Consider the following 25,641-nt stretch of genomic DNA (forward strand, 5'->3'; position numbering starts at 1 on the left):
CCCGGATCTCTAACAGGGCTTATGCAGTCTTGGAGTGTATAACGGCAAATTGGTCGAGCGTCTGGGCCTGATCGGCACGGTGTTTGACGCTTTCGATCTGCTTCATGAGTTCGGCGATCTTCTCAGGCTGGGAAACGCCGCACTCATAAATCTGGATGATTTCGCGGACCAGCTCGTCCTTCAAAGGCGAGGTGATCGGGCAGCAACCGATGGCTGCGCAGGACTGAATATAGGCCTGTTGCAACCTTGCCAGTTCGTCGGCCTTGAAACGTCCGAAGTAATAATCCCTCGAAAATGGCATTTCCATGCATTCCGCAATGTGACCGGTGGGGGCTTGCCACCGCAAGTCTGTGTTCGAAAACTTTCCAGTTTGCTAAAGCTCACTATAGCATATGACCATAGATAGTAACCGGCAATCGTTTACGTCTTCTAAAATATTTGAATTTTTTTGGAATAATTGTTGCATAAATAAGTATTGTTTTAATCAATAATGCATCTCTTACTGATGCCTGCTTTTATGGAATAGACGTCAACGCAGGAATGCAGCATTCGCTTCCGTCGTCATGGCCATGGCTTGCATGAGTGCAGCCGCGTGCAACAACCGGTCTTTTTCCGCAGCTCTGGCAGCTTCCGATGCGGCCAGAATCTGGCCTGCGCCAGCCGTGGTGGTTTCAATCAGCATTACAGGCTCGAAAACCGCCAATGTCCGCAGCATGTTGCGGACTGCTAGGCGGACATCCGGCTGGGGATGGTCGGTAAATTGTGCCAGTTCCAGTGCCGCAGAGCCGAGGTTCAGGACGGCCAGCATACCGCGCAAATCCTGATGCGCCTCAGGTGATGCGGCAGAGGTCTCGGTTATGAGCAGACGCGAGATACGGTCAGCACTTTGGCTGATCCACGCCTCGATGGAGATGGAACGTGGCGCCGCACCGATCTTCTTCAGGCTGTCGCGCATGGCGCGCTTCATGCGGCGCTGCGCGGCATAGTCGTTCGGTGGAAAAAGCAGCGAGAAGACAAGCGTGCCAATACCGATGCCGAGAAGCAGCGCAAGCACGCCATTCAGAAAGGACGTGGCGTCGGGTCGCGTGAAATTGTCAGGGCCAATCAAATCCCAGAAAAAAATGGCGAATGCCGATCCTTTGGCGATGGTAGACGGATTGCGCATGGCAAGCCCGGCGCAGATCAGAACGGGCGCTATGACGATGGTGAAGGGGAGGAACCCCCAAATGACGGGCAAAACGCCAAAATTCATGATGGCCGCCACGATTGCGGCAATCGCCGAGCCTTTCAAAAATTCCGTTCCGCTGGCAACCGGGTTTGGCCGGGTTGCGAAAAGCGCGTTGACCACACCAACCACGATGACGAAACCTGGACCGGATGGCCATGCGGTGAAGATCCAGATCGCGGATGCTGCGGCCAGCGCCACAAATGCGCGAATACCGTTGATAAACGCTGCCGTGTGATCGACATGGTAGGAAAGCCGTACACGGTTCGCTTTCGGATGCGCGGTGTCGAGTTCGGCTTCGATGGCGAGTGCCTGTTCCTGAAAACCGAGCATGCTTCTTAGGCGATACAAAAACATCAGCCGCCCGGAAGTGAGATCGGTATTGCCGCTCGTTTCTTCTTCCGCCGTGCGCATGATCTTTTCGCGCAGAGCTTCGAGATCAACGGTTTCGTCGCCATCGGCGATCTGCGCCATGGCGTTTTTGGCTTCCAGCAACAATGGATCGCCGCTCGTGGTTTGTGATGGCATTTCCAATATGGCGCGCACAGCCGATGCCTGTTGCAGCGTGACCACCATCGCCTGCCTGAGATAGCCAACGCTGCGCCTGACCGTGACGGAACTCGCGGCCTTGTACTCAATGGCCGTATCGAAGGCGATGGCATTGCGATAGGCGGTTTGCAGCGCGCCGGTTCCGGCTTCACCGCCCAGCATTTCTGCGCAGAGCTTGGCCGTCTGCCGCATGAATTTTCCAAGCTGCGCACGTGCTTCCTCAAAGGGATTATCGGTGCTGAACAGCCAGGTGATGATGGCTTCGGTCACGATGCCCAATGCAATGTAGATCAACCGCGATACAGCGATTTCAAACACATTTTCCGGGTCGGACAAAGAGTCGATGGCGACGATGGCAGCCGTATAGCCGGCAAGCACCGCGCCATAGGAGCGGAAGTTGCGCAGGCCCGTCGAAAGCGCAGTACAAAGGCCGATCCAGCCTGCGAGCACCAGCAGAAACAGAGTGGGTGTCTGGATGAAGATTGCCGTGAGCAACACCGCGACCACGACGCCGATTGCCGTGCCCATGAGGCGATAGATGCTCTTGGAAACGCTCATTGCACGGCTGCTTTGAGCGACAATCCAGACCGTCATGGCGGCCCATTTCGGGTCATCCATATTCATCAGGAAGGCAATATAAAGCGCGATCAGCGATGCGGCGGTGGTCCGTACCGCAAAAATGAGATCGTTGCGCTTGATGATCATGATGACCGGAAGAAGCTTTTGGCGGTGATATTGCGCATCCTTCGACGCGCGGGCTACGATTGACGTTGATAGCGGTTTTGCACCCGCGTCAAGCATGGAACGGAACACGGTGTCTTCACATTGTCGCGGGTGGACGATATGAGTGCCGTCGTTCAGAGGATTTGGGGATGCAGTTTTGAAAATCGGCGTTGTTACCGTTTCCGACCGCGCAAGCCGTGGCGAATATGAGGATTTGAGCGGCCCGGCCATCGAAGCATGGCTGAAGAACGCCATCGTCACGCCTTACGAAACGGTGAAGCGCGTCATTCCCGACGGGATGGCGTCGGTACGCGATACGCTGATCGCGCTTTGCGATGATGAGGCTTGCGATCTGATCCTGACGACGGGCGGCACGGGGCCAAGCCCGCGCGACGAGACAACAGAAGCCATGCATGCCGTTCTGCACAAGGAATTGCCGGGTTTTGGCGAGTTGATGCGCCGCGTCAGCCTCGAACAAACGCCGACAGCTATTCTCTCGCGCCAGACGGCGGGCAGCCGCGGCAAGAGCTTTATTCTCAACCTGCCGGGCAAGCCTGCATCCATCGCAATGACCTTGCAGGCGGTCTTTCCGGCTATCCCATATTGTCTTGATTTGATCGGTGCTGGCCGTATCGAAACCGACCCGGCGGTCGTCAAGGCACATCGTCCGGGATAGAAACGGGCCAAGCGATTCCCAGTTTGGCCGGGAGTCTACATTCCAATTCGTCCGTTGTCATCACGACGAATTGCGCAACCCTGCTTTGCACTTTTATATGATTTCAATGCTTGCATTTCCCCAAAGTCGCGCTGAATAATAGCGGAAAAAGGGGTACTCAGTGAAGCCATTTGATGAAATGCTCAACCATGGCGGGAATGTCCGGCCACCTTACGAATTTCTCAAACAATGGCTCGACGGCCAGGATTCTGGCAAGCTTCTGCAGAAATCTCAGGACGCAGAAAGCGTCTTTCGCAAGACGGGCATTACTTTCGCGGTTTACGGGGATCAGGAAGCAGCCGAACGGCTTATCCCTTTCGATATCATCCCGCGCATCATTTCCGGTCAGGAATGGCGGCGTCTTTCGCAAGGCATCGAACAGCGCGTCATGGCGCTTAACGCGTTTCTCGACGATATTTATCATCGGCAGGAAATTGTCAGGGCAGGGCGCATCCCGAAAGAACTGATCACCAGGAACGAGGCATTTCTGCCCGAGATGATCGGCTTTCGTCCGCCCGGCAACGTCTATACGCATATTATCGGCGTCGATATCGTGCGCACCGCAGAGAACCAGTTCTACGTGCTGGAAGACAATGCCCGCACGCCGTCCGGTGTTTCCTATATGCTGGAAAACCGCGAAACGATGATGCAGCTGTTCCCGGAGCTGTTCCAGAACGTCAAGGTTCGCCCGGTTGAGAACTATCCGCAATTGCTGCGCCAGTCGCTGGCGAGCGTCGCGCCTCCCGGTACGCAGGGCGTGCCGACCGTCGCGGTTCTGACGCCCGGCATTTATAATTCCGCCTATTTCGAACACGCGTTTCTGGCCGACCAGATGGGCGTCGAACTGGTGGAGGGCAGCGATCTGCGGGTGGTTGATGGGCGCGTCGCCATGCGAACCACGCAGGGCTATCGCGCCATCGACGTGCTTTACCGTCGCGTGGACGACGCCTATCTCGATCCTCTGACGTTCCGTCCGGATTCGACACTTGGCGTCGCAGGTATCATGGATGTCTACCGCGCGGGCAATATCACCATTGCCAATGCACCGGGCACCGGCATTGCCGACGACAAGGCGATCTATTCCTATATGCCGGAAATCGTAGAGTTCTATACGGGCCGCAAGGCGATCCTCGAAAACGTGCCGACATGGCGCTGCTCGGAACCGGACAGTCTGGCCTATGTGCTCGACAATCTGGCCGATCTTGTCGTCAAGGAAGTGCACGGTTCCGGCGGTTACGGCATGCTGGTGGGGCCTGCATCCACCAAGGCTGAACGCGAAGCCTTTGCGAAAAAGCTGAAGGCGCGTCCGCGCAATTATATCGCGCAGCCGACACTGGCGCTTTCCACCACCCCGATCTTTACCGAAAAGGGTCTCGCGCCGCGCCATGTCGATCTGCGCCCGTTCGTGCTGGTTTCCGACCGTATCCGCATCACGCCCGGCGGTTTGACCCGCGTGGCGCTGAAGGAAGGATCGCTGGTGGTGAATTCCAGTCAGGGCGGTGGCACCAAGGACACCTGGGTTCTGGACGACTAGAACTGAAGCAGAAACGAATTTGTACGCAAAATCCGGCATTAAGACCGGCGCGTGAAGATGGAGCCTTAAAGGCTCGATAAGGGGAATGAATTCATGCTTTTAGGCCGCACGGCAAACGGGCTTTTCTGGATGTTCCGCTACATTGAGCGGGCGGAAAATATGGCTCGCCTGGTGGATGCCGGATTGCGTATGGCTCTGACCAAGACGTCCGACGCGCCGGAAGAATGGTCTTCCGTGGTGGTGTCGGCGGGCGCCAGTCAGGCCTTTTCCGCAAGATACGATGCGTATAATGCGGCGAATGTAGCCGATTTCCTGCTGCGTGATACCAGCAATCCGTCAAGCGTGATGTCTTGTTTTGAGACGGCGCGTTCCAATGCGCGCATGGTGCGCACCGCTTTGACGCGCGAGGCGTGGGAAAGCGTCAATGAAGCGTGGATGCTTTTGAAGAAGTCGCTGAGCAAGCCGCTCAAGGAAAGCGACCTGCCGCCGCTTCTCGACCAGATCAAGCGCGAAACGGCACTGATCCGCGGAGCCTTTCACGGGACCATGCTGCGCAACGAGATTTTCGATTTTGCGGGCCTGGGCACATTCATTGAACGCGCCGACAACACCGCGCGCATCCTGGACGTGAAATATTATGTGCTGCTGCCGGCCATTTCCTATGTCGGGACAACGCTCGATAATTATCAGTGGGAGTCGATCCTGCGCTCGGTCTCGGCGCATCGCTCCTATCGCTGGGTCTATGACGGGGATTATCGTCCGGCGCATGTCGCGGATTATCTGATCCTGAACGGACGCATGCCACGCTCGCTTAATTATTGCTATCGCAGCATCAACGAGCATCTGGATTTTCTGTCCAAGGACTATGACAGCCATGCTACCTGTCATGAAACAGGGGAGAAAATCTTTTCGACACTGCAAAATCAGGACATAAGTGCAATCTTCGATGTTGGTCTGCATGAATTCCTGACGGACTTCATCAAATGCAACAACCGGCTCGGCAACGAGATCGCTGAAACCTATAATTTCAATTGAGGTCCTCGCTTGCAGCTCAATATCCGGCACGTTTCGCATTATGTTTATGAACATCCGGTGCCCTATGCGGTGCAGCGTTTGCGTTTGCGCCCGCCGACCGTGCCGGGACAGATGGTGAAGCACTGGGAGCTGACAATCGAAGGCGGCGAACCGGAAGTCTCCTATATCGACGGTTTCGGAAACAAGACCGACCTGGTGCAGCACCAGCGCAATACCAGCGAGATTATCATCACCGCCAGCGGCACTGTCGATGTGGAAGACGGTGTCGGCGTACTCGGTCCGGTCTATGGCTATGCGCCCTTATGGCTGTTCGAACGCGAAACCGAACTGACTCTGCCGGGCGAGGGCATTCGCGCGCTCGCGGGCGAAGTTTCAACCGGGCAGGAGCGGCTTGCCCTGCTTCACGAGTTGATGAACCGCGTCCATGGTTCTGTCGCCTATATGCCCGGCACAACCAGCGTTTTCACCGATGCGGAAACGGCGCTCGGCGCGGGCAAGGGCGTCTGTCAGGACCATAGCCACATCTTCCTGTCTGTCGCGCGGCTGCTCGGCATTCCGGCGCGGTATGTCTCCGGCTATCTCATGATGGAGGGCGTGGAAGACCAGACTGCAAGTCACGCCTGGGCGGAAGCGCATATCGACGGATTGGGTTGGGTTGGTTTCGATGCGGCGAATAATATTTGCCCGAATGATCGCTATGTGCGTCTGGCGACCGGGCTCGATTATCGCGATGCGGCTCCAATTTCAGGCGTTCGGCTTGGTGGAACGGTCGAAAGCCTTGCGGTTCACATCAATGTAGGGCAGTGATCGGACGAGAACGATGATATCGCCTGCCGGATACTGCCGATGACCTATTGCGTTGGAATGAAAATCGATCGTGGCCTTGTGTTCATGTCCGACACCCGGACGAATGCGGGGCTCGACAATATTTCGAAATTTTCTAAGATGCGGAGCTGGTCGAAGCCCGGTGACCGCGTCATCGTCCTGCTCTCGGCTGGCAATCTTGCCACGACGCAATCAGTCGCCAGTTTGCTGGAAGAACGGATGAAGGCGCCCGCTGACCGTCACCCGTCGGTGTTCGACGCGCCGTCCATGTTTCAGGTTGCACGGCTGGTTGGTGATACGGTCAAGGAAGTGATTCAGAGTTCTGCTACCGGCGGCCAGAAGGCAGCGGATGCGTTCGGCGCTTCGTTCATTCTGGGCGGGCAGATCAAAGGCGGCCAACCGCGACTGTTCTATATTTATCCCGAAGGCAATTTCATCGAAAGCTCGGTCGATACTCCGTTTTTCCAGATCGGCGAGAACAAATATGGCAAGCCCATTCTGGTGCGCGCTTATCAGCCGGATATGAGCTTCGAGGATGCAGTGAAGCTGCTGCTCGTCTCGTTCGATTCCACGCTGAAAGCCAATCTCTCTGTCGGCCTTCCGCTGGATATGCAGATTTACGAAACTGATAGCCTCAAGACCGGCGTGCAACGGCGCTTCGAGGCAACGGACCCTTATTACCAGACGGTATCCGAAAGCTGGTCCGAAGCGCTGAAATCGGCGCTCGTACAGTTGCCGCCATTCTGTTTTGAAGACTAAATAGGAAAATTCAGTTGTCTAAAAAAGACCGGGCATCAGAGGATGCCCGGTCTTTTTTCGTTAGTCTTTCGTCACGGTCTGAATGTAGTTCGCGTCGGCGACCATGTTGAAACCGTGCACGTTGGCACCGGTCACAGCCGTTTCGATCTGCTGGTAAAGGATCGCGAACGGGCTCGTTTCCTGAAACTTCTTCTGAAGATCATGATACATCGCTTCACGCTTGGCAGTATCGCGCTCTTCGGCGGCAGCCATGGTTTCAGCAGTCAGGTCTGGAATATCCCAATGCGCCTGCCAGGCATTGGTGCGCATGGATACATCCTCGCCATTGTTAGGATTGTTGGTGAAGGTCACCGCATTGGTGTGCGGATCCCAATAATCCGGCCCCCAGATGCCGAGAGCCAGCTGATGCTTGCGCGCACGCACCTTGGTCGTCGTCAGCTTGCCGTCGCCTTGCAGGATTTCCACGTCGATACCGGCATTGCGCATGGTCTGCTGGATGTTTTCGGCAATGCCGACGCCTGGCTGCGTATTGCGGACATCGAGCGTCACCTTGAAGCCGTCTTTCAAACCGGCTTTAGTAAGCAGTTCCTTGGCCTTGTCCACGTCGTAAGTGAAAGGCTTGTCATCCACCGCGCCAAACATGCCAAGCGGCAGGAAGGACTGATGGGTGCGACCGATACCCTTGATCAGCTGGGATTCAATGGTGTTGTAATCAATGAGATATTTGATTGCCTGGCGCACTTCCGGCTTTGCAAGTTCAGGGACATTCTGGTTTGCAACCAGATAATAGACGCGTCCCTTGGGGGCGGCGAGAACGTGATACTTGTCGTCCTTGCTCAGCGTTTCAAGGTCACCCGGTTCCAGATTGCGCGCAATGTCGATATCGCCCGCCTGCAAAAGCAGACGCTGCGAGCTGCCTTCCTTCACATGACGATAGATGACGCGCTTCATCGCAGGCTTGGCATCGGCATAATTCTCATTGCGTTCGAGAAGCAGCACTTCATTGGCGCGCCATTGTTTCAATGCGAACGGACCAGAACCGGCATAATTGCCCTTCAGCCATTCATAGCCAAAGTCGGTTTCATAAGGGTGAGCGTCAGTCTTTTCAGTCTTCTGCTCGTGTTCCTTGACCAGTTTGCTGTCCACGATGGATGCAACGCTGGAGGTGAGGCAGTTCAGAACGAAGCTTGGCGCAAACGCCTTTCCGGTGGTGAAAACCAGCGTTTCGTCATCGGTCGCCACGATATTCTGATCGGCATTATCGCGCGTCAGGCCAAACTGGCTCAAGATGAACGCCGGGCTCATGTCCATTTTGATCGCGCGTTGCAGCGAATAGGCAGCGTCCTGTGCCGTCAACGGATTGCCGGAGGCGAATTTCAGGCCTTTGCGAATCTTGAAGGTGATCGAGCGCCCATCCTCCGAGAACGTCCAGCTTTCGGCGATCTGCGGGATGATCTTGGTCGGGTCTTTAGTATCGGTCGTCACCAGACGCTCATAAGTGCTGGTGAGCACTTCCGAGGTGGTGATTTCGAAGATTTCCGCAGGATCGAGCGAGATGACGTCATCAATTCCCATGGCGATGACCAGCGTATCGGCTGGCGTGGCCGCCTGCACAGCCTTTGGTGCCGCTGAAAGCAGCAGGCCAAAAGCCAGTGCGGCGGGAATTGTGCTGCGCAACAGGCGTCGCACAAAGCCAGACTGGAGGCTCGTTCTGGAGGCTGTATCGCGCGGGCGACGATGATTGAAGGACAGGATTCCGGTGGTCATGCAACTTCCCCTTCGGTCACGACGAATGTTTGGGCCGGACCATGCATAGAAAATGCGCCTCATTTTTTGAGCAAGCGGCGGTTCACGACTCGCTTTGGCGCGTCGCCATTAGATTCCTATTTTGGGAAGGTTCACAATATAGAGTGCGTTGATAAGGCAATATTGTGCCCGCAAAAAGAAAAGGCCAGAGAAAATCTCCGGCCCTGTCTCGTATTTTTAAATTCGGGATCAGCCGAATACCTTGAAGCGCTCGCCGTCATCCATGAAGGTCTTTTCGCCGAAAGGCTGTTCATTGGAACCAAACGGCATCTGGGCGCGCAGCTTCCACGACGACGGAATATCCCAGGTCTTGGCGACTTCCGCGTCGATCAGCGGGTTGTAGTGCTGAAGGCTGGCGCCAATACCGGCGTCGGAGAGGGCAGTCCAGACCGAATGCTGCGCCATGCCGCCCGACTGTTCCGACCAGACCGGGAAGTTGTCGGCATAAAGTGCGAACTGCTCCTGCAGGCCCTTCACGACGTTCTGGTCTTCGAAGAAGAGAACCGTGCCAGCACCGGCTGCGAAGCTGTTGAGCTTGCCTTCCGTCTGCGCAAAGGCATCGGCAGGAACGATCTTGCGCAGTTCTTCCTTGGCAATGTTCCACAGCTTGTCGCTTTCAGCGCCAAACAGGATGACTGCACGCGAGCTCTGCGAGTTGAACGATGAAGGCGTGTGCTTGACGGCTTCGCGGATCAGTTCCGCAACCTGCTCCTTTGCGAGCGGGAGGTTCTTGCCAAGAGCATACTGGGTGCGACGCTTCTTGATGGATGCGAGATGGCTGTTGTTCATTCGTTCTAATCCTGATGTTGCAGTAGATTGCGAACTTCCCGACACATCTATCGATGCAGAATGTCCAGAAGTTACATTCATGACGTGCCCCAAGATATTGGGGTCAAACCGTTCAACGCCAGCCCGCTTTTCAGAGACACACTGTCAACAAATTGGGATAGTGAAGCCGCCATTGTTTCCATATTGATCAGCGATAACGGGGCGGAGCCTGTGCGTTGTGGGGAAATTCCCAGCCAAACCGGGGTTTACATCTTGGGCACGATGTTGGAATCTTATTAAATTGGTGGGATTATGGGAAGGACGACGGAACCTGTTCAGAGGGTGAAACCGTCGCGAAATGGGATAGGTCACGATAGTTTGAAGTCTTTTGTCATTATCGGTGGCGGCGCGAGCGGCGTCATTCTTGCGGCGCAAGTGCTGGAGCGCTCGCGTGATGCGATGGTTCGCATTTTTGAGCGATCCGGCCAGATCGGCAGGGGAATCGCCTATTCGACGGAAAATCCCGGCCACCTTCTCAATGTTCGCGCCAGCAATATGAGCGCTTTTCCCGGCAATCCCGATCATTTCCTGAACTGGCTTCACACGCGGCAAACGACGGCAGGCGCTAAAATCGCCAATGAATGGCAACCGCAGTCATTCGCACCTCGCAGGCTTTATCGCGATTACCTGAACGATCTTGTCGAACAATACCGTGCAGGCGACGCACCCAGACTGGTTGTCGATCAGCGCGAGATTGTCGATGTCGTACTCGACGGCGGCAAGCCTGCCGTGGTCACTGAAACAGGCGAGATTGTTTCCGCAGATGCGGTGATTGTCGCGACGGGCAACGAAACGGCGATTGCCGTTTCTGGCGCGAATGTTGCCGAATACTGGTCCAGTAGCGGCTATTTCGACATTCCGGCTGATGCGCCGGTGGCGATTTTCGGGACTGGACTGTCGATGGTCGATAGCGTGCTATCGCTGCTTGATCGTGGGCATCAGGGAACCATTCATGCGATCTCCCGGCGCGGACTGGTGCCTGCGCGCCATGCGGCGGTGGAGCCGTTTGACGTTGATACCGATTCGTTATTCGTCGCGTCCGGTATTGTCGGTCTGTTGCGTCGCGTTCGCGCTTTGATGCAGGAGGCCGACACTGCGGGTTCGAACTGGCGCGCTGTCATGGATGCGCTGCGACCGCACACGCAGCATATCTGGACGCGGTTGCCGCTGGCGCAACGTGAAAGTTTTCTGCGTCATCTGCGGCCCTGGTGGGACACGCACCGTCATCGTATGGCGCCCGCTGTCGCTGATCGGATCGACGCAGCGCGCGCCTCGGGGCAGCTTGAAATTGCAGCAGGTCGGCTTCTTTCCGTGCAGGAAAACGAAACGGATATGACGATCCGCTATCGCGAGCGTCATACGGGTTCGTTCCAGCGGCTGAAAATCGCGACGATCATCGATTGCCGTGGCGGAAACCCAAGGTTTTCAACGACACGCAATCTCGCCTTGCTTGGCCTTATGGAGCATGGGCTGGCAAAGCCCGATGCGCTTGATCTCGGTCTGGATGTCACCAAGGATTTCCAGCTGATCAATGCGCGCGGTGAACCGTCGGGCTCGTTCTTTGCTATCGGTCCGGTGACGAAGGGCGTCTTCTGGGAATCGACAGCCGTTCCGGATATTCGCGTTCAGGCGGCCAGGCTGGTCGAGACCTTGTTTGAAGGGGAAGCCTGAAACGAATCTTTCGACCAGCGATGCCGTGCTGCTGATCGTTCACCGACAAGATTTTCGTGGCAAGTTGCCCTTCAAGGCAAGGTTGCAGGGGCTGATATGCGGCGAAAGAAAGAGATTCGCGTGGAATTGGCGGCCAAAAAGTCAGAAAATTGCGATAAGCCTCTGATTTGTCCCATATAAACTATCGAAAGCTATTGCCAATATATTGGCTGGCCGGTCATAATAACGACATCGGAATATATGATTCCTCACAACATCTGATCGGGGCATTTCAGTTGCTGCTCGCCTGAGCCGCGCATGCGCCGGATCAGTTGTAAAGCGTTTCCTGCAAAAGTGCCTGACGGTTTTGCGCCCGGAAATTACGACAAAGTGGAGCGCATCTCCAAAAGTGTGAACAGCTTTCGGACCAGATGTGTGTGATTATAGACAGTAAGAGCGGATTGGAGGCCTTGGGCGCATGACGATGGACGGCAGAATGCTTTTCCTGCTTGTCCTTCTTCCTTTTATTGGCAGCGTCATCACGGGTCTTTTCAGGGGCGCGGACCGAAGCGGTTCCGCCTGGTTCACGGCAGCCATCGCTCTCGTCGCCTTCATTGTCACAGCCAGTCTTTATCCCATCGTCTCGGACGGGAAAGTTTTGCGCGGCACAGTCGATTGGCTGCCCGCCTACGGTCTCAATGTGACATTGCGCATGGACGGTTTCGCTTGGCTGTTTGCCATGCTGATCACCGGCATCGGCCTTCTGGTCGTGATTTATGCGCGCTATTACATGTCACCTGACGATCCGGTACCGCGTTTCTTCTCGTTCCTGCTCTCCTTCATGGGATCCATGCTGGGCGTCGTTCTGTCCGGCAATATCATCCTGCTTGCGGTTTTTTGGGAACTGACGAGTATCTTCTCGTTCCTGCTCATCGGCTACTGGTATCATAATGCCAGTGCGCGCGATGGCGCGCGTATGGCGCTGACGGTCACCGGCATTGGCGGCTTCTGTCTGCTGGCGGGCATGCTGCTGCTCGGTCATATCGTCGGCAGTTATGATCTCGATGTCGTGCTGGCAGCGGGCAACGAGGTTCGCACCCATCCGCTATATACCGTCGCGCTCATCTTGATCTTGCTTGCGGCTTTCACCAAAAGCGCGCAGTTTCCGTTCCATTTCTGGCTGCCGAACGCCATGGCTGCGCCAACGCCCGTTTCGGCCTATCTCCATTCGGCGACCATGGTGAAGGCAGGCGTGTTCCTGCTGGCCCGCCTGTGGCCGGTGCTCGCCGGAACCGAGGAATGGTTCTGGATATTGGGTTCTGCGGGCCTGATCACGCTTTTGCTTGCTAGCTTCTTTGCTGTGTTCCAGCAGGACCTCAAAGGGCTGCTCGCCTATTCTACGATCAGCAATCTGGGTCTGATTACGGCGCTGTTGAGCCTCGGTAGTCCGCTTGCTGCGGTGGCCGCGATCTTCCACATGGTCAACCATGCCATTTTCAAGGCGTCGCTCTTCATGGCGGCAGGCATCATCGACCATGAAACCGGAACGCGCGATATGCGTCGCCTGAGCGGATTGTTCCGATTAATGCCCTATACGGCGACACTCGCCATGGTGGCGAGCGCTGCTATGGCTGGCGTTCCGCTGCTGAACGGTTTCATTTCCAAGGAAATGTTCTTTGCCGAGGCGGTTGAAACGCATCTTGCGTCCTGGCTCGACACGATCACCCCTTACGTGGCGACGCTCGCCAGCATCTTCACAGTGGCCTATTCGATCCGCTTCATTTACTCGACCTTCTTCGGCCCGCCGCCGCATGATCTGCCGCGAGAGCCGCATGAACCGCCGCACTGGATGCGCCGCCCTATAGAACTTCTCGTTCTGCTCTGCCTTCTGATCGGCATCGTTCCTGGCCTGTCCATTGGTCCATTCTTGCATTCGGCGGTGCGCTCGGTGCTTGGCGATGCGACGCCGGAATATAGTCTCGCAGTCTGGCATGGTTTCAATCTGCCCCTGATGATGAGTATCGCCGCGATGATCGGTGGCGTACTTCTGCACTGGTGCTTGAAAAACTATCTGACAACCAGCGAGGATGGACCGCCGCTGTTCCGGCACCTGCAAGGTCAGCGCATTTTCGAGCGCGTACTGGTGACGTTGTCATGGAACTGGGCGCGTAAGGCTGAAAATTTCCTCAGCACGCGCCGCTTGCAGCCGCAATTGCGCATCATCGTGGCGGTGGCCGTTGTGGTTGCTGCATGGCCGCTGATTGAGGATGGTCTGCGCTCGGGTCTATTGGGGCCGCAGCCGGTTGATCCGATTTTCGCCGGCCTCTGGCTTCTTGGCTGTGCCTGCGCCGTGGGCGCTGCCTATCAGGCTAAATTCCATCGTCTCGCCGCCTTGATCCTGCTTGGCGGGGCGGGGCTCATGACCTGCATCACCTTTGTCTGGCTTTCCGCGCCCGATCTTGCCGTCACGCAGCTTCTGGTGGAAATCGTCACGACGGTTCTGCTTTTGCTCGGTCTGCGCTGGCTGCCGAAGCGTTGGGAAGATCCCGATCCGGTTCCGGTGAAGATCGGCCCACGTATCCGTCGCTATCGCGATCTTGTGCTGGCTGTTGCTAGTGGGGTCGGCGTTTCGATCATTGCCTATGCGATGATGACGCGCCCGTCGCCTAACAGCATCGGCGATTATTTCCTGCAAAACGCCTATTCGGGTGGCGGCGGCAAGAATGTCGTCAATGTCATTCTGGTCGATTTCCGCGCTTTCGATACATTCGGTGAGATCGCCGTCCTCGGCATTGTCGGCCTGACGGTCTTTGCGTTGCTGCGTCGTTTCCGTCCCGCGCCGGATTCTACCGGCTCGACCGCGCAGCAGAAGATTCAGGACGCCTATGACGAGGCCATGCCCGACCGCAAAGCGGGCGAGACGCTGAACGATTATCTGGCCGTGCCGTCGGTCATCATGCAATGGCTGTTTCCGGTCATCATCGTTTTGGCCGTGCATCTGTTCCTGCGTGGGCATGATCTGCCGGGCGGCGGTTTTGCGGCCGGTGTTGCGCTGGCGATTGCCTTCATCCTGCAATATCTGGCTGCTGGAACGCGCTGGGTTGAAGACCGGCTGCGCATTCTGCCTTTGCGCTGGATCGGTGTGGGTCTGCTCAGCGCTGCGGCAACCGGTTCGGGTGCATGGCTGTTCGGCTATCCGTTCCTGACCTCGTTCTTCCAGTATGTGGACATACCCCAGGTTGGAAAATTGCCGGTGGCAAGCGCGTTGCTGTTCGATTTCGGCGTTTTCGCGCTTGTTGTGGGCGCGACGGTTATTGTCTTGATCGCGCTGGCGCACCAATCGATCCGTAAACATCGCGTCGAGAAACTCGCCGCAGCGACTGCGAAGGAGGAGAACTGATGGAGCTGGTTCTTGCTCTCGCAATCGGGGTGCTGATGGCTTCCGGCGTCTGGCTGGTGCTGCGTCCGCGCACGTTTCAGGTGGCGATTGGCCTGTCGCTGATCTCCTATGCGGTCAATTTGTTCATCTTCTCGATGGGGCGGCTGCGTTCCAACGCTGCGCCGGTGCTGGACTCCGGAGTGGACGTACAGGCGGCCCAATATACCGATCCGGTGCCGCAGGCGCTTGTGCTGACGGCAATCGTTATCGGCTTCGCCATGACGGCGCTCTTCCTTGTCGTGTTGCTCGCCTCGCGCGGCCTGACACGCACCGACCATGTCGACGGCAAGGAGAACTGATGATGGATTGGAAATCACACCTCATCGTTGCTCCGATCCTTCTGCCGCTGGTAACGGCGGCTGTGCTGCTGTTGATCGACGAGCGCAGCCGCAAGCTGAAGATGGCGATCAACTCGCTCTCGACGCTCGGCCTGATCGGCATTGCCTGCATGCTGGTCGGCATGGCCAGCGAAAAAGCACCGGAAGCCATCGTCTATCTGATCGGCAATTGGCCCGCACCGTTCGGCATCGTGCTGGTGCTCGACAGGCTGGCGGCGTTGATGCTGTTGCTGGCAAGTCTGCTCGGAATGGCCGCGCTCAGCTTCGCGCTGGCGCATTGGCACAAGGCAAGCCCACATTTCCATACGATTTTCCAGCTTTTGCTGATGGGGCTGAACGGCGCGTTCCTCACCGGCGATCTGTTCAACCTGTTCGTTTTCTTCGAAGTTATGCTGGCCGCTTCCTACGGTCTGGCGCTGCATGGCTCAGGCCCGGCCCGCGTCAAGGCGGGGTTGCATTATATCGCGGTCAATCTGGTGGCGTCGTCGCTGTTCCTGATTGGCGTGAGCCTCATCTACGGTGTTACCGGAACGCTCAATATGGCGGACCTTGCGCAGCGGATCACGCAGGTTGCGCCCGAGGACCGTATGCTGCTGGAAGCCGGTGCGGCGGTGCTGGGCGTCGCTTTCCTGATCAAGGCTGGCATGTGGCCGCTTAATTTCTGGTTGGCGCCGACCTATACGGCAGCCGCAGCGCCGGTTGCCGCGATCTTCGCGATCATGAGCAAGGTCGGCATTTATGTGCTGCTGCGCCTGTCGCCGCTGATGTTCGGGCTGGATGCCGGCTCGTCTTACGGTTTCGGCAATGACTGGCTCTATTTCGGCGGCATGGTCACGCTGGCCTTCGGCCTGATCGGCGTGGTCGCGTCGCAGGCCATGGGCAGGCTCGCAAGCTACAGCATTCTTGTTTCGTCGGGCACTCTTCTGGCTGCCATCGGCAGTGGCAACACCGCCATGGCCGGGGCGGCGCTGTTTTACATGGTCAGTTCCACGCTGACGATTGCCGCATTCTTCCTGCTGATCGAACTGGTCGAACGCGGACAGGACGCCGCAGCCAACGTTCTTGCGGTGACGATGGAAGCCTATGGCGATGACGAGGAAGAAGAAGAGGAAGAAGAGGTCGGCGCGGTCTTGCCCGCGACCCTTGCCATCCTTGGCACGTTCTTCGCGATCTGCGCCATTTTGCTGATCGGCCTGCCGCCATTCTCGGGTTTCATCGCCAAGTTCCTCATCCTTGCTGCAGTCTTCAACGGTGACGGGGCGGCGCCGCAACTCGCCATGCCGGTCAGTCCGGCAAGCTGGGCGCTGATTGCGCTGATTCTCCTGTCCGGCCTTTCGGCGCTCATCGCCATGACGCGTACCGGCATCCGCACCTTCTGGGCCTCGCTCGAAGGCAATGTGCCACGTGTTCTGGTGCGAGAAGTCGTGCCGATTGCAGGACTTCTGGGGCTCTGCCTTGCGCTGACAATCGCAGCCGGTCCAGCCATGCGCTACATGGATGAAACGGCGCGTTCGCTACACAATCCGTCCGATTATATCAACAGTGTCCTGAAAGCACCCAAGGTCGAATATGAGCCGTCCAAGGCAACGGACGCGCAAGCGGCGGGGGTAGAATGAAAAAGATCCTGCCATATCCGCTGATGTTCGCGGCGCTTGTCCTGTTCTGGCTGCTGCTGAACGGTTTCACCCGCGCGCAGCTTATCCTTGGCGCGATTATCGCGCTGTTCGCCTGCCAGATCATGACGGCGCTTCAGCCGCAGAAAAACCATCTGCGCTCTATCCCGACGATGTTCCGGCTTTTCGTCACGTTCAGCCTCGATATTCTGCAATCGAATATTACCGTCACGCGCATTATCCTGTCCAACCGCAAGCGGCGTCCCGGCTTCGTGGTTATCCCACTGGAGCTGGAAAACCGTACAGCGCTGGCGGTTCTCGCCTGCGTGGTAACAGCCACCCCCGGCACAGCGTGGGTGGATCATCATAGCGCGCGCCGCGAACTGACCATTCACGTGCTCGACCTTGAGGAAGCGCAGGTTTGGCGTGATCTGATCAAGCAAAAATACGAAAAGCCGCTGATCGCGATTTTCGGCGCAGCAGACATCGTCGAGAAGGAGAAATCCGCATGAGCGCCGTTATCATCTTCTGGGCTCTGCTCGCTGCACAATTGATGTTGATCGGCGCTATTGGCTGCGCGGTCTACCGTCTGCTTATCGGACCCCGCGCGCAGGACCGCGTGCTTGCCACCGATGCGCTTTATCTCAATGCACTGCTGCTGCTGATTACTTTCGGCATTCGCACCGGCAGTGTTCTTTATTTCGAAGCAGCACTGATTATCGCGTTGCTCGGCTTCGTCGCCACTGTCGCGCTCGCCAAATTCCTGATGCGCGGGGAGGTGATCGAATGATCCATGCAGCCGAAATCCCGCTCTGGGCCGCCATCCTCATTTCGTTTTTTCTCGTCGCCGGTGCTTTCCTGACGCTTGTCGGATGCATTGGCCTTGTGCGTTTCAAGACCTTTTATGAACGCATCCACGCGCCGACCATCGGCTCGTCTTTTGGGGCTGGGGGAATCTTGATTGCTTCAATCATATTTTTCTCCATCTTGCAATCGAAGCCGATTCTGCATGAAGTGTTGATTACCGTCTTTGTGGTCATCACAACGCCGGTGACGCTCATGCTGCTCAGCCGCGCCGTGATCCATCGCGACACGACGCAGGACAGCAAGGAGCTGCCTTCATCTTCCGACCCCGATTGAGGCCGGCAGACATCATGCTTGAGGGTGCGGAAAGGGCGTTTTCGGCTTTTCCGCAGTGCAGAACGGGGAAATTCAGCGGCTTCTTTCCAGAAGGGCCGCCATCGTTTTTCGGACGGACGGATTGAGCTTTTTCGGGTTCGCTTAAAGACTCATATCCTCTTGTTCGGTCACGATATTCGCTCTTTCCCGAATCTGAAGCATATTGCCTGCGGCCTGTTGGGTTCGGAAGGAGCGGCTGGTGGCATTTGGAGGAGTGCTTACTGGCTGCGGCCAATTGTCCGGATGCGGCGCATCGATGGTCAGACGGATTGAAGGTTTTCATCATTTAGATTATCTGGATTTCAGTAATTTCTGAAAATTCAGAAAGTACGGGAGAGAGAATTTTGGAATTGTCGCCAATCGTTCAGTCGTTCGTGCTCCACTTTGGAGAGATGGGCAGCCGTTGGGGCATCAATCGCACGGTGGGGCAGATTTACGCGCTGCTCTACCTGTCGCCCCAGCCGATGTGCGCCGACGAGATCGTCGACGCACTCGGCGTGTCACGCTCGAATGTCTCCATGGGCATACGCGAACTGCAAGGCTGGAATCTTGTGCTGCTGAAGCACATTCCCGGCGACCGTCGCGATTTCTTCACGACGCCGGATGACGTCTGGCAGATTCTGCGTACGCTTGCCGAAGAGCGCAAGAAGCGCGAGATCGATCCGACACTGTCGGTTCTGCGCGAAGTGCTGATGGAAGCGCCGCAGGATGACAGCGACCGCTACGCTCAGGAGCGCATGAAAGACATGTACAGCCTGATCGAGCGGCTGACCAATTGGTACGACGACGTGAAGAAGCTCGATACCGACCGTCTTACAAGCCTTCTGGCGCTGGGCGCGAAGGTGACCCGCTTCCTCGAAACCACCGACAGGATTGTGGCTTTGGGGCGCGGACGAACATCGGCCAAGAAGGAGCCAAAGCGAGATTGACATCTGATGTCCCCCAAACGGAGCAACTGGCGGAAAATCTGACGCCAGACGACGGAAAGGCGCAAAGCGGCAAAGGCCGCCCACGGTCTTCCAAGCGTCGTTCTCAGCGCCGGACGGTTCCGGCCATGCTTCGGCGGGGGGCAAATCTTCAGGCACTGGCAGCGCTTTTGTGGCTGCCGCAGGCCGGGCTGATAGCCTATGCCAGCGGGCGGCTCGCCGATACCGGTTTCGACAATCGGATTTACTATGCGGCACTTGGCATATTCGTGCTGGGTTGCCTGCGCAGTCTGATTGACGGTGCTGGTGCGGCCAAGGCGTTTGACGCTGCCCGTGCTGAACTGACAGCCTTGCGCGAGCGCGCTTTTGCAGCGCTTTCCAGCCGGTCGCCGCTCGACACCGCCCGGCCATCGTCGGGTGAAGCTGCAAGTATTCTCGCCGAACAGGCGGAAATGGTCGTGCCTTATCTGTCGCGTTTTGTGCCGGTGCGCATTCGGGTCATGCTGGTGCCGCTGGCGATCCTGCTGGCCGTCTTCTGGTTTTCGTGGGCGGCGGCGCTTGTTCTCCTGATTGCAGCACCGCTGATTCCGATCTTCATGGCGCTCATTGGCTGGCGGGCAAAAGCTGCCAGCGAAAAGCAGCTGGTGGCGCTTGGCGGCATGAATGGTTTTCTGCTGGACCGGCTGCGCGGTCTGACGACCATCCGCAGTTTTCATGCCGTGGATGCGACAGCCACGCGGCTGCGTGATAATGCCGAGACCCTGCGTACAAAGACAATGAAGGTTCTCCGGATTGCTTTCCTGTCGTCCGCAGTGCTGGAGCTTTTTGCAGCGCTTGGCGTTGCCATGGTCGCCGTCTATATCGGGTTTCACCTACTTGGCACCTTGCAGTTCGGCGCATGGGGACAGAAGCTGACGCTGGGCGAAGGCCTGTTCATCCTGTTGCTTTCTCCTGCTTTCTTCGAACCTTTGCGCGACCTTTCCGCCGTCTGGCACGACCGTGCGTCAGGTGAAGCTGCAATCGATGCATTGGAGAATCTGAGCCGTCATGCCATGCCGGTTGTTGGCGGCAGCGGTGTCGCGGCGAACGAACTGACGGAAACAGACCCGACCGTTCAACTACACGATGTCGGTTTTCAATATCCGGCAGGGCCTGCGGTTTTAACAGGCTTCAACCTGGCAATCGAAGCGGGCGAACACGTCGCTCTGCTTGCGCCAAGTGGTTACGGCAAGTCTACCATTCTGGCGTTGATTGCCGGACTGGCTGCGCCGGAGACCGGCGCGATAAGAATTGGCGGAATCGCCATGGCTCCTGAAAATGCAATGTCCCTGCGCCAACGCATGAGCTGGATCGGCCAAAAGCCGCATATATTCGCGGGCTCCGCGCGCCACAATATCACGCTCGGACGCGAAACCACTGTCAGCCCCACCGCCTCGATCATCGAAGATATGGCGCTGGCGCATGTTGTGGGCATCACCGGCAATGGTGTTATCGGCGAGAACGGTGCCGGGCTTTCTGGCGGCGAGGCGTTGCGGCTTGCACTGGCGCGCATCGCGGTCGATCCTAAGGCCGATATTATCCTTGCCGACGAGCCGACGGCCCATCTCGACCAAGAGACGGCCAAGCATATTGCGGACAGCCTGTTGCGATTGGCCAAGGGCAAGACCCTGATTGTCGCTACCCATGATGAGGGACTGGCGCGCAAAATGGACCGCATCATACGCTTGGCTGACAATCAAGATAGTGATCCGTTGTGGCAGAGGAGGGCAGCCGAATGAACGGTCTGCAAGCACTCCGCCCGATCCTGCGCCTGTTTTTCAGAACCAAAGGTTCCGCCCTTTATGCAGGCATTGCCGCGGCTACGGTCACGGTGTTGGCTGGCATCGCGCTGCTCGGTCTTTCCGGTTGGTTCATTACGGCAACCGCCATTGCGGGCCTCAGCCTTGCAACCGCCATCGTGTTCGACGTTTTCGCACCAGCTGCCGGTATAAGGTTTCTCGCGATCGTGCGCACAGGCGCGCGTTACCTCGAACGCCTTGTCACCCACGACGCCACACTCGCCATTCTGGCGGCGCTGCGCGAAACGCTGTTTCGCAGCTGGGCAAAACCGGCAGCGGCCAATGCGCTGTTGAAGCGCCCGGCACGGCTTCTGTTCCGCTTGACTGCGGATATCGATGCGCTGGATTCGCTTTATCTGCGTGTCGTCGTGCCGATTGGCGCCGCGCTCGCAACCGCGCTTGTGGCTGGCATAGCGCTTGCACTGATGCACCCGCTGTTCGGACTTGCTGTTGCACTTCTCCTTCTTCTCGTCGGATTGAGCCTGCCGTTATTGGCTGCACGACGTTCGGAAAAGCCGATGCGCAGGCGCGCCAAGGGCACGGAAGCATTGCGCGCCCGCACGGTCGATCTTGTTGCGGGCCAGACGGAACTGCTGATGGCCGGGCGGATGCAGGGACAAAATGAAGCGCTTATCCGGGCTGACAGTTATGTGGCGGCGTCTGACCGCACACTGAACCGCGTCGAGATCAGAACCGGCGCGGGGCTTGGGGTGGCCCATGCCGCACTTTTGGCTGGCGGCCTTATTGGCGCTGGCTGGCTGGTGCAGGCGGGGACAATCGGCGCTCCGGTTGCAGCTTTGGCGATGCTGGTTATTCTTGGCGCAATGGAGCCTTTCGCGGCGCTACGGCGCGGCGCGATGGAACTTGGCCGCACCATTCTGGCTGCCCGGCGCGTTGGCCCGCAATTGCGTGATGAGAAGGTGGTTGCCGGTCTACCTACGCCGCCGGATGGTTTGGCAATACAGCTTCAAAACCTGTCTGTTCGCCATGACGATGCAGCCGTCGATGCCCTGAAATCCATCAATCTTACCGTCGAAGAGGGCGAGCGCGTCGCCATCGTTGGCACCAGCGGTGCAGGGAAATCGACGCTGTTCAACGTGCTCGCAGGTGAAATCGCGGTGAAGGACGGCAGCGCTAGAGTGCTGGCCAGTTGTTTGCTGACCCAGCGCACAGAGCTTTTTCAGGATAGCCTTCGCGATAATCTGCGGCTCGCCAAACCGGACGCCGATGATGCGGCGCTGATGCAGGCTTTGCAGACCGCTGGTCTCGGAGAATTCGTCGAAACCCTGCCGAGCGGTCTCGACACGATGCTGGGCGAGGGCGGTCTGGGATTATCCGGCGGGCAGGCGCGGCGTCTTGCTCTGGCGCGCCTGTTATTAAGCGAATCGTCCTTATGGCTTCTCGACGAACCGACCGAGGGGCTCGACGGGGCGACGGCCGAAGATGTGCTGGCGCGGTTGCGGGCGCAGTCGGGCGGACAAACCTTGCTTGTCGCCACACATATCCAGCGCGAAGCGCGGATTTGCGACCGGATCATTGTTTTGAATCAAGGCGCTCTAGTTGAGTCTGTGCGCATGAGTGACCAGCGTTTCGGTGAGATACTCAATACCATGAGGTAAGCCGGGCGGGCGAAGGTCCATCTATCAGGGGCTTTGCCAACACATGAGAATGGAAACGGCGGGCGGTCTTTATCCGATCTTCGTTTCAAACGGGCAATGTCATGACCACGCCCGTTACGCGAAAGCGCGTCGCGTCTGCCAATTAATGCGACGTGCAAAATGAACTCGTTTTGGTCGCATTCTGCGATGCCGGGGATTTTTCCGGCCGCAAATGCTCTAGGAGGGCCGGGGATTACCGGCTGAAAAAGATGGAACTCGATATTGTCTCCCTGTCGCGATTGCAGTTTGCAATCACGGCACTTTATCACTTCCTCTTCGTACCTCTGACGTTGGGTCTTTCCGTGCTGCTGGCCATCATGGAAACCGTTTATGTGATGACGGGGCGACTCATCTGGCGACAGATGACGAAATTCTGGGGTACTCTGTTTGGCATCAACTTCGCGATCGGTGTCGCGACGGGCATTGTGATGGAATTCCAGTTCGGCATGAACTGGAGCTATTACAGCCATTATGTGGGCGATATTTTCGGCGCCCCGCTGGCCATTGAAGGCCTGATGGCCTTCTTCCTCGAAGCGACCTTTGTGGGTCTGTTCTTCTTTGGTTGGGACCGTCTTTCCAAGGTGGGCCATCTGATCGCGACCTATGCCGTCGCGGCGGGATCGAATTTCTCCGCCTTGTGGATTCTCATCGCCAATGGCTGGATGCAGAACCCGGTCGGATCGGCCTTCAATCCCGAAACCATGCGCATGGAAATCACCGATTTCTTCGCGGTTCTGATGAACCCGGTGGCGCAGGCCAAATTCGTACATACGGTTTCAGCCGGTTATGCGACTGCATCGGTGTTCGTTCTGGGGGTTTCCGCCTGGTATCTCCTGAAAGGACGCTCGGTTGAGCTCGCCAAGCGTTCGATGACGGTTGCCGCATCGTTCGGTCTGGCCGCTTCGCTTTCCGTCGTCGTTCTGGGCGATGAAAGCGGTTATCTGGCCAACGAACACCAGAAGATGAAGATCGCCGCCATCGAAGCTATGTGGGAAACGGAACCGGCACCCGCGCCGTTTACCGCTTTCGGCATCCCGGACCAGCAGGCGCGCGAAACCCATTTCGCAGTGCAAATTCCGTGGGTCATGGGGTTGATCGGCACGCGTTCGCTAACTACGCCGATCCAGGGCATCAACGAACTGGTTCAGAATGCGGAGAACCATATCCGCAACGGTATCGTCGCCTATGATGCGTTGCAGAAAATCCGTGCCGCTGGCGACACCAGTGCGGTGCCACAGGATGTGAAGGACGTTTTCGCCGACAACAGCCAATGGCTGGGCTATGCGCTTCTTCTGAAGCGTTATGTGGACGATCCGCGCACGGCTACCGACGAACAGATCACCAAGGCCGCAAACGACACGGTTCCGGGTGTTCTGCCGCTGTTCTGGGCATTCCGCATCATGGTTGCCATCGGTTTCGCCTTGATCTTGCTGACTGGCACGTTCTTTGTGCTGTCGGCGCGGCGCAAGCTTGATCAGCATCGCTTCCTTTTGAAAGTGGCGGTCTTTGCAATTCCGCTGCCGTGGATCGCTGCCGAAATGGGCTGGATCGTCGCCGAATTCGGACGTCAGCCATGGATTATCGAAGGCATTCTGCCGACAGCAGTTGCCGTCTCCAATCTCGGCGCGTCGACGGTTCTGCTCACCATCATCGGCTTTGTCGCGATCTACACAGTCCTGTTCATCATCGAAATGGGCCTGATGATCCGCGCTATCAAAGCCGGGCCGGAACCCGACAGCAAACCTGAAGCCATGCTTGCACCTGCCAGCATTGCGCCAGCGGAGTAAGGACCATGATACTCAGCGAATTGTTGGACTATGAAACCCTTCGCATCATCTGGTGGGTACTGCTCGGCGTGCTGCTGATCGGCTTTGCCGCGATGGACGGGTTTGATTTGGGCGTGGATATTCTGATGCCGCTCGTCGGCAAAACGGATGTCGAGCGTCGCGTCATCATCAACACGATCGGCCCAGTCTGGGAAGGCAATCAGGTCTGGCTGATCCTCGGCGGCGGCGCAATCTTCGCCGCCTGGCCACCGCTCTATGCGGTGTCCTTCTCGGGCTTCTATCTGGCGATGTTCGTTATCCTGTTTGCCCTCATCCTGCGCCCGGTTGGTTTCAAATACCGCTCGAAGCGTGAGGGCAAGGCATGGCGTCGCGGCTGGGACATTGCCCTGTTCATCGGCGGGTTTGTACCGGCTCTGATCTTCGGCGTCGCAGTCGGCAATGTGTTGCAGGGCGTACCGTTCCGTCTCAACGATGATCTCCAGATATTCTATGAGGGTTCGTTCTTCGGTCTGCTCAACCCGTTTGCACTTGTGTGCGGCGTGTTGTCGGTCACCATGCTGTCGATGCATGGCGCCTCGTGGCTGGTCCTCAAAACTACCGGAGAAATTCAGCAACGAGCGCGGCGTTATGGCAGCATCGCCGCACTTCTCACGCTCGTTCTTTATGCTCTGGCCGGTGTTGCCAGCTGGTTCTGGGTGTCGGGCTACCGGATCACAAGCGCCGTCGTTACCGATGGACCTTCCAATCCGCTGCGCAAGACGGTGGAGCTGGATCACAGCGCATGGTTTGCCAACTATGCGAATTATCCGATCCTGCTGATTGCTCCGGCGCTTGGCATTCTGGGCGCGATTGCGGTGTTTCTGACACTGCGTGGCGGACGTGAAGTTGCTCCGCTTCTGCTGGGCAAGCTCACGATCTTCGGCATCATCTCGTCGGTCGGTGTGTCTATGTTCCCGTTCATTCTGCCGTCTTCGCTCGATCCCCGGGCAAGCCTGACGGTTTGGGATTCGTCTTCCAGCCACATGACCTTGTTCATTATGCTGGTCGTAACGCTCATCTTCCTGCCGATCATCGTTGCCTACACGTCCTGGGTTTACCGGGTGCTGTGGGGCAAGGTGGACAAGGATATGATCGAAGACGAGAGCAACCACGCTTATTGATCGGGCAGCGGGCGGCTTAGCCGCCCGCGCCTTTCAATCTAAGAAAGGAAAGCA

General features: G+C 57.3%; 21 protein-coding genes. 17 read left to right on the forward strand and 4 right to left on the reverse strand.

Translation table 11 applies throughout. The features are described from left to right. Positions 1-19: 19 nt before the first annotated feature. Both D8666_RS16805 and D8666_RS16810 read right to left on the reverse strand, forming a co-directional pair. Positions 20-301 (reverse strand): hypothetical protein, encoded by a 282-nt coding sequence (locus D8666_RS16805; protein ID WP_109367992.1) that lies wholly within the window; start codon positions 299-301, stop codon positions 20-22. 228 nt (positions 302-529) lie between these two features. After that, complete coding sequence (locus D8666_RS16810) at positions 530-2,587, reverse strand: FUSC family protein (RefSeq protein WP_167836103.1); 2,058 nt, start codon at positions 2,585-2,587, stop codon at positions 530-532. 67 nt (positions 2,588-2,654) lie between these two features. Between D8666_RS16810 and mog the strand changes: the two genes are divergently transcribed. From mog to D8666_RS16835, 5 genes are all read left to right on the forward strand, one after another. Further along, on the forward strand, positions 2,655-3,173 hold the full coding sequence (mog, locus tag D8666_RS16815) for a molybdopterin adenylyltransferase (protein WP_109367991.1): 519 nt from the start codon (positions 2,655-2,657) through the stop codon (positions 3,171-3,173). Positions 3,174-3,333: 160 nt separating this feature from the next. Beyond that, the gene (locus tag D8666_RS16820; RefSeq protein ID WP_109367428.1) at positions 3,334-4,746 is read left to right on the forward strand and encodes a circularly permuted type 2 ATP-grasp protein; all 1,413 of its coding nucleotides are present in this window, start codon (positions 3,334-3,336) and stop codon (positions 4,744-4,746) included. A gap of 93 nt (positions 4,747-4,839) precedes the next feature. Beyond that, entirely contained in the window at positions 4,840-5,781 is a 942-nt protein-coding gene (locus tag D8666_RS16825) for an alpha-E domain-containing protein (RefSeq protein WP_109367427.1), read from the forward strand. Positions 5,782-5,790: 9 nt separating this feature from the next. After that, entirely contained in the window at positions 5,791-6,588 is a 798-nt protein-coding gene (locus D8666_RS16830) for a transglutaminase family protein (protein WP_121538823.1), read from the forward strand. 39 nt (positions 6,589-6,627) lie between these two features. Continuing rightward, the gene (locus D8666_RS16835) at positions 6,628-7,365 is read left to right on the forward strand and encodes a proteasome-type protease (protein WP_121538824.1); all 738 of its coding nucleotides are present in this window, start codon (positions 6,628-6,630) and stop codon (positions 7,363-7,365) included. Between the two features lie 60 nt (positions 7,366-7,425). Here the strand turns inward: D8666_RS16835 and D8666_RS16840 are convergent, their stop codons facing one another. Beyond that, positions 7,426-9,132 carry an ABC transporter substrate-binding protein gene (locus D8666_RS16840; RefSeq protein WP_235858990.1) on the reverse strand — a complete coding sequence of 569 codons (1,707 nt, stop codon included), beginning with the start codon at positions 9,130-9,132 and terminating at the stop codon, positions 7,426-7,428. A 228-nt stretch (positions 9,133-9,360) separates the two neighbouring features. Continuing rightward, on the reverse strand, positions 9,361-9,960 hold the full coding sequence (locus tag D8666_RS16845) for a nitroreductase family protein (RefSeq protein WP_109367424.1): 600 nt from the start codon (positions 9,958-9,960) through the stop codon (positions 9,361-9,363). 357 nt (positions 9,961-10,317) lie between these two features. Here D8666_RS16845 and D8666_RS16850 point away from each other — a divergent pair, with 357 nt between their 5' ends. From D8666_RS16850 to cydB, 12 genes are all read left to right on the forward strand, one after another. Next, the gene (locus D8666_RS16850) at positions 10,318-11,670 is read left to right on the forward strand and encodes an FAD/NAD(P)-binding protein (protein ID WP_121538826.1); all 1,353 of its coding nucleotides are present in this window, start codon (positions 10,318-10,320) and stop codon (positions 11,668-11,670) included. Positions 11,671-12,127: 457 nt separating this feature from the next. Continuing rightward, a complete protein-coding gene (locus D8666_RS16855; protein ID WP_121538828.1) occupies positions 12,128-15,049 on the forward strand; it encodes a monovalent cation/H+ antiporter subunit A in 2,922 nt (973 codons plus the stop codon). Further along, positions 15,049-15,387, forward strand: coding sequence for a Na+/H+ antiporter subunit C (locus D8666_RS16860; protein ID WP_121538830.1), 339 nt, complete (start codon positions 15,049-15,051; stop codon positions 15,385-15,387). Before D8666_RS16855 ends, D8666_RS16860 begins: the two co-directional genes overlap by 1 nt. Before the next feature lie 2 nt (positions 15,388-15,389). Further along, positions 15,390-17,042 carry a monovalent cation/H+ antiporter subunit D gene (locus D8666_RS16865; RefSeq protein WP_109367420.1) on the forward strand — a complete coding sequence of 551 codons (1,653 nt, stop codon included), beginning with the start codon at positions 15,390-15,392 and terminating at the stop codon, positions 17,040-17,042. Then, positions 17,039-17,551, forward strand: a complete 513-nt coding sequence (locus tag D8666_RS16870; RefSeq protein ID WP_109367419.1) for a Na+/H+ antiporter subunit E — start codon at positions 17,039-17,041, stop codon at positions 17,549-17,551. The genes D8666_RS16865 and D8666_RS16870 overlap by 4 nt, the downstream gene beginning before the upstream one ends. Then, positions 17,548-17,829 carry a K+/H+ antiporter subunit F gene (locus D8666_RS16875; RefSeq protein WP_109367418.1) on the forward strand — a complete coding sequence of 94 codons (282 nt, stop codon included), beginning with the start codon at positions 17,548-17,550 and terminating at the stop codon, positions 17,827-17,829. Before D8666_RS16870 ends, D8666_RS16875 begins: the two co-directional genes overlap by 4 nt. Further along, positions 17,826-18,179, forward strand: coding sequence for a monovalent cation/H(+) antiporter subunit G (mnhG, locus tag D8666_RS16880; RefSeq protein WP_078337010.1), 354 nt, complete (start codon positions 17,826-17,828; stop codon positions 18,177-18,179). The genes D8666_RS16875 and mnhG overlap by 4 nt, the downstream gene beginning before the upstream one ends. A gap of 383 nt (positions 18,180-18,562) precedes the next feature. Next, entirely contained in the window at positions 18,563-19,147 is a 585-nt protein-coding gene (locus D8666_RS16885; RefSeq protein WP_171317289.1) for a GbsR/MarR family transcriptional regulator, read from the forward strand. Continuing rightward, positions 19,144-20,922 carry a thiol reductant ABC exporter subunit CydD gene (cydD, locus tag D8666_RS16890; RefSeq protein WP_121538832.1) on the forward strand — a complete coding sequence of 593 codons (1,779 nt, stop codon included), beginning with the start codon at positions 19,144-19,146 and terminating at the stop codon, positions 20,920-20,922. The genes D8666_RS16885 and cydD overlap by 4 nt, the downstream gene beginning before the upstream one ends. Next, positions 20,919-22,601 (forward strand): thiol reductant ABC exporter subunit CydC, encoded by a 1,683-nt coding sequence (gene cydC / locus D8666_RS16895; RefSeq protein ID WP_121538834.1) that lies wholly within the window; start codon positions 20,919-20,921, stop codon positions 22,599-22,601. The genes cydD and cydC overlap by 4 nt, the downstream gene beginning before the upstream one ends. Positions 22,602-22,849: 248 nt before the next feature. Then, positions 22,850-24,427 carry a cytochrome ubiquinol oxidase subunit I gene (locus D8666_RS16900; RefSeq protein ID WP_109367414.1) on the forward strand — a complete coding sequence of 526 codons (1,578 nt, stop codon included), beginning with the start codon at positions 22,850-22,852 and terminating at the stop codon, positions 24,425-24,427. Positions 24,428-24,432: 5 nt separating this feature from the next. Then, positions 24,433-25,587, forward strand: a complete 1,155-nt coding sequence (gene cydB / locus D8666_RS16905) for a cytochrome d ubiquinol oxidase subunit II (RefSeq protein ID WP_109367413.1) — start codon at positions 24,433-24,435, stop codon at positions 25,585-25,587. Positions 25,588-25,641: the final 54 nt, after the last annotated feature.

This window comes from Ochrobactrum soli (assembly GCF_003664555.1).
Taxonomy (GTDB): domain Bacteria; phylum Pseudomonadota; class Alphaproteobacteria; order Rhizobiales; family Rhizobiaceae; genus Brucella; species Brucella teleogrylli.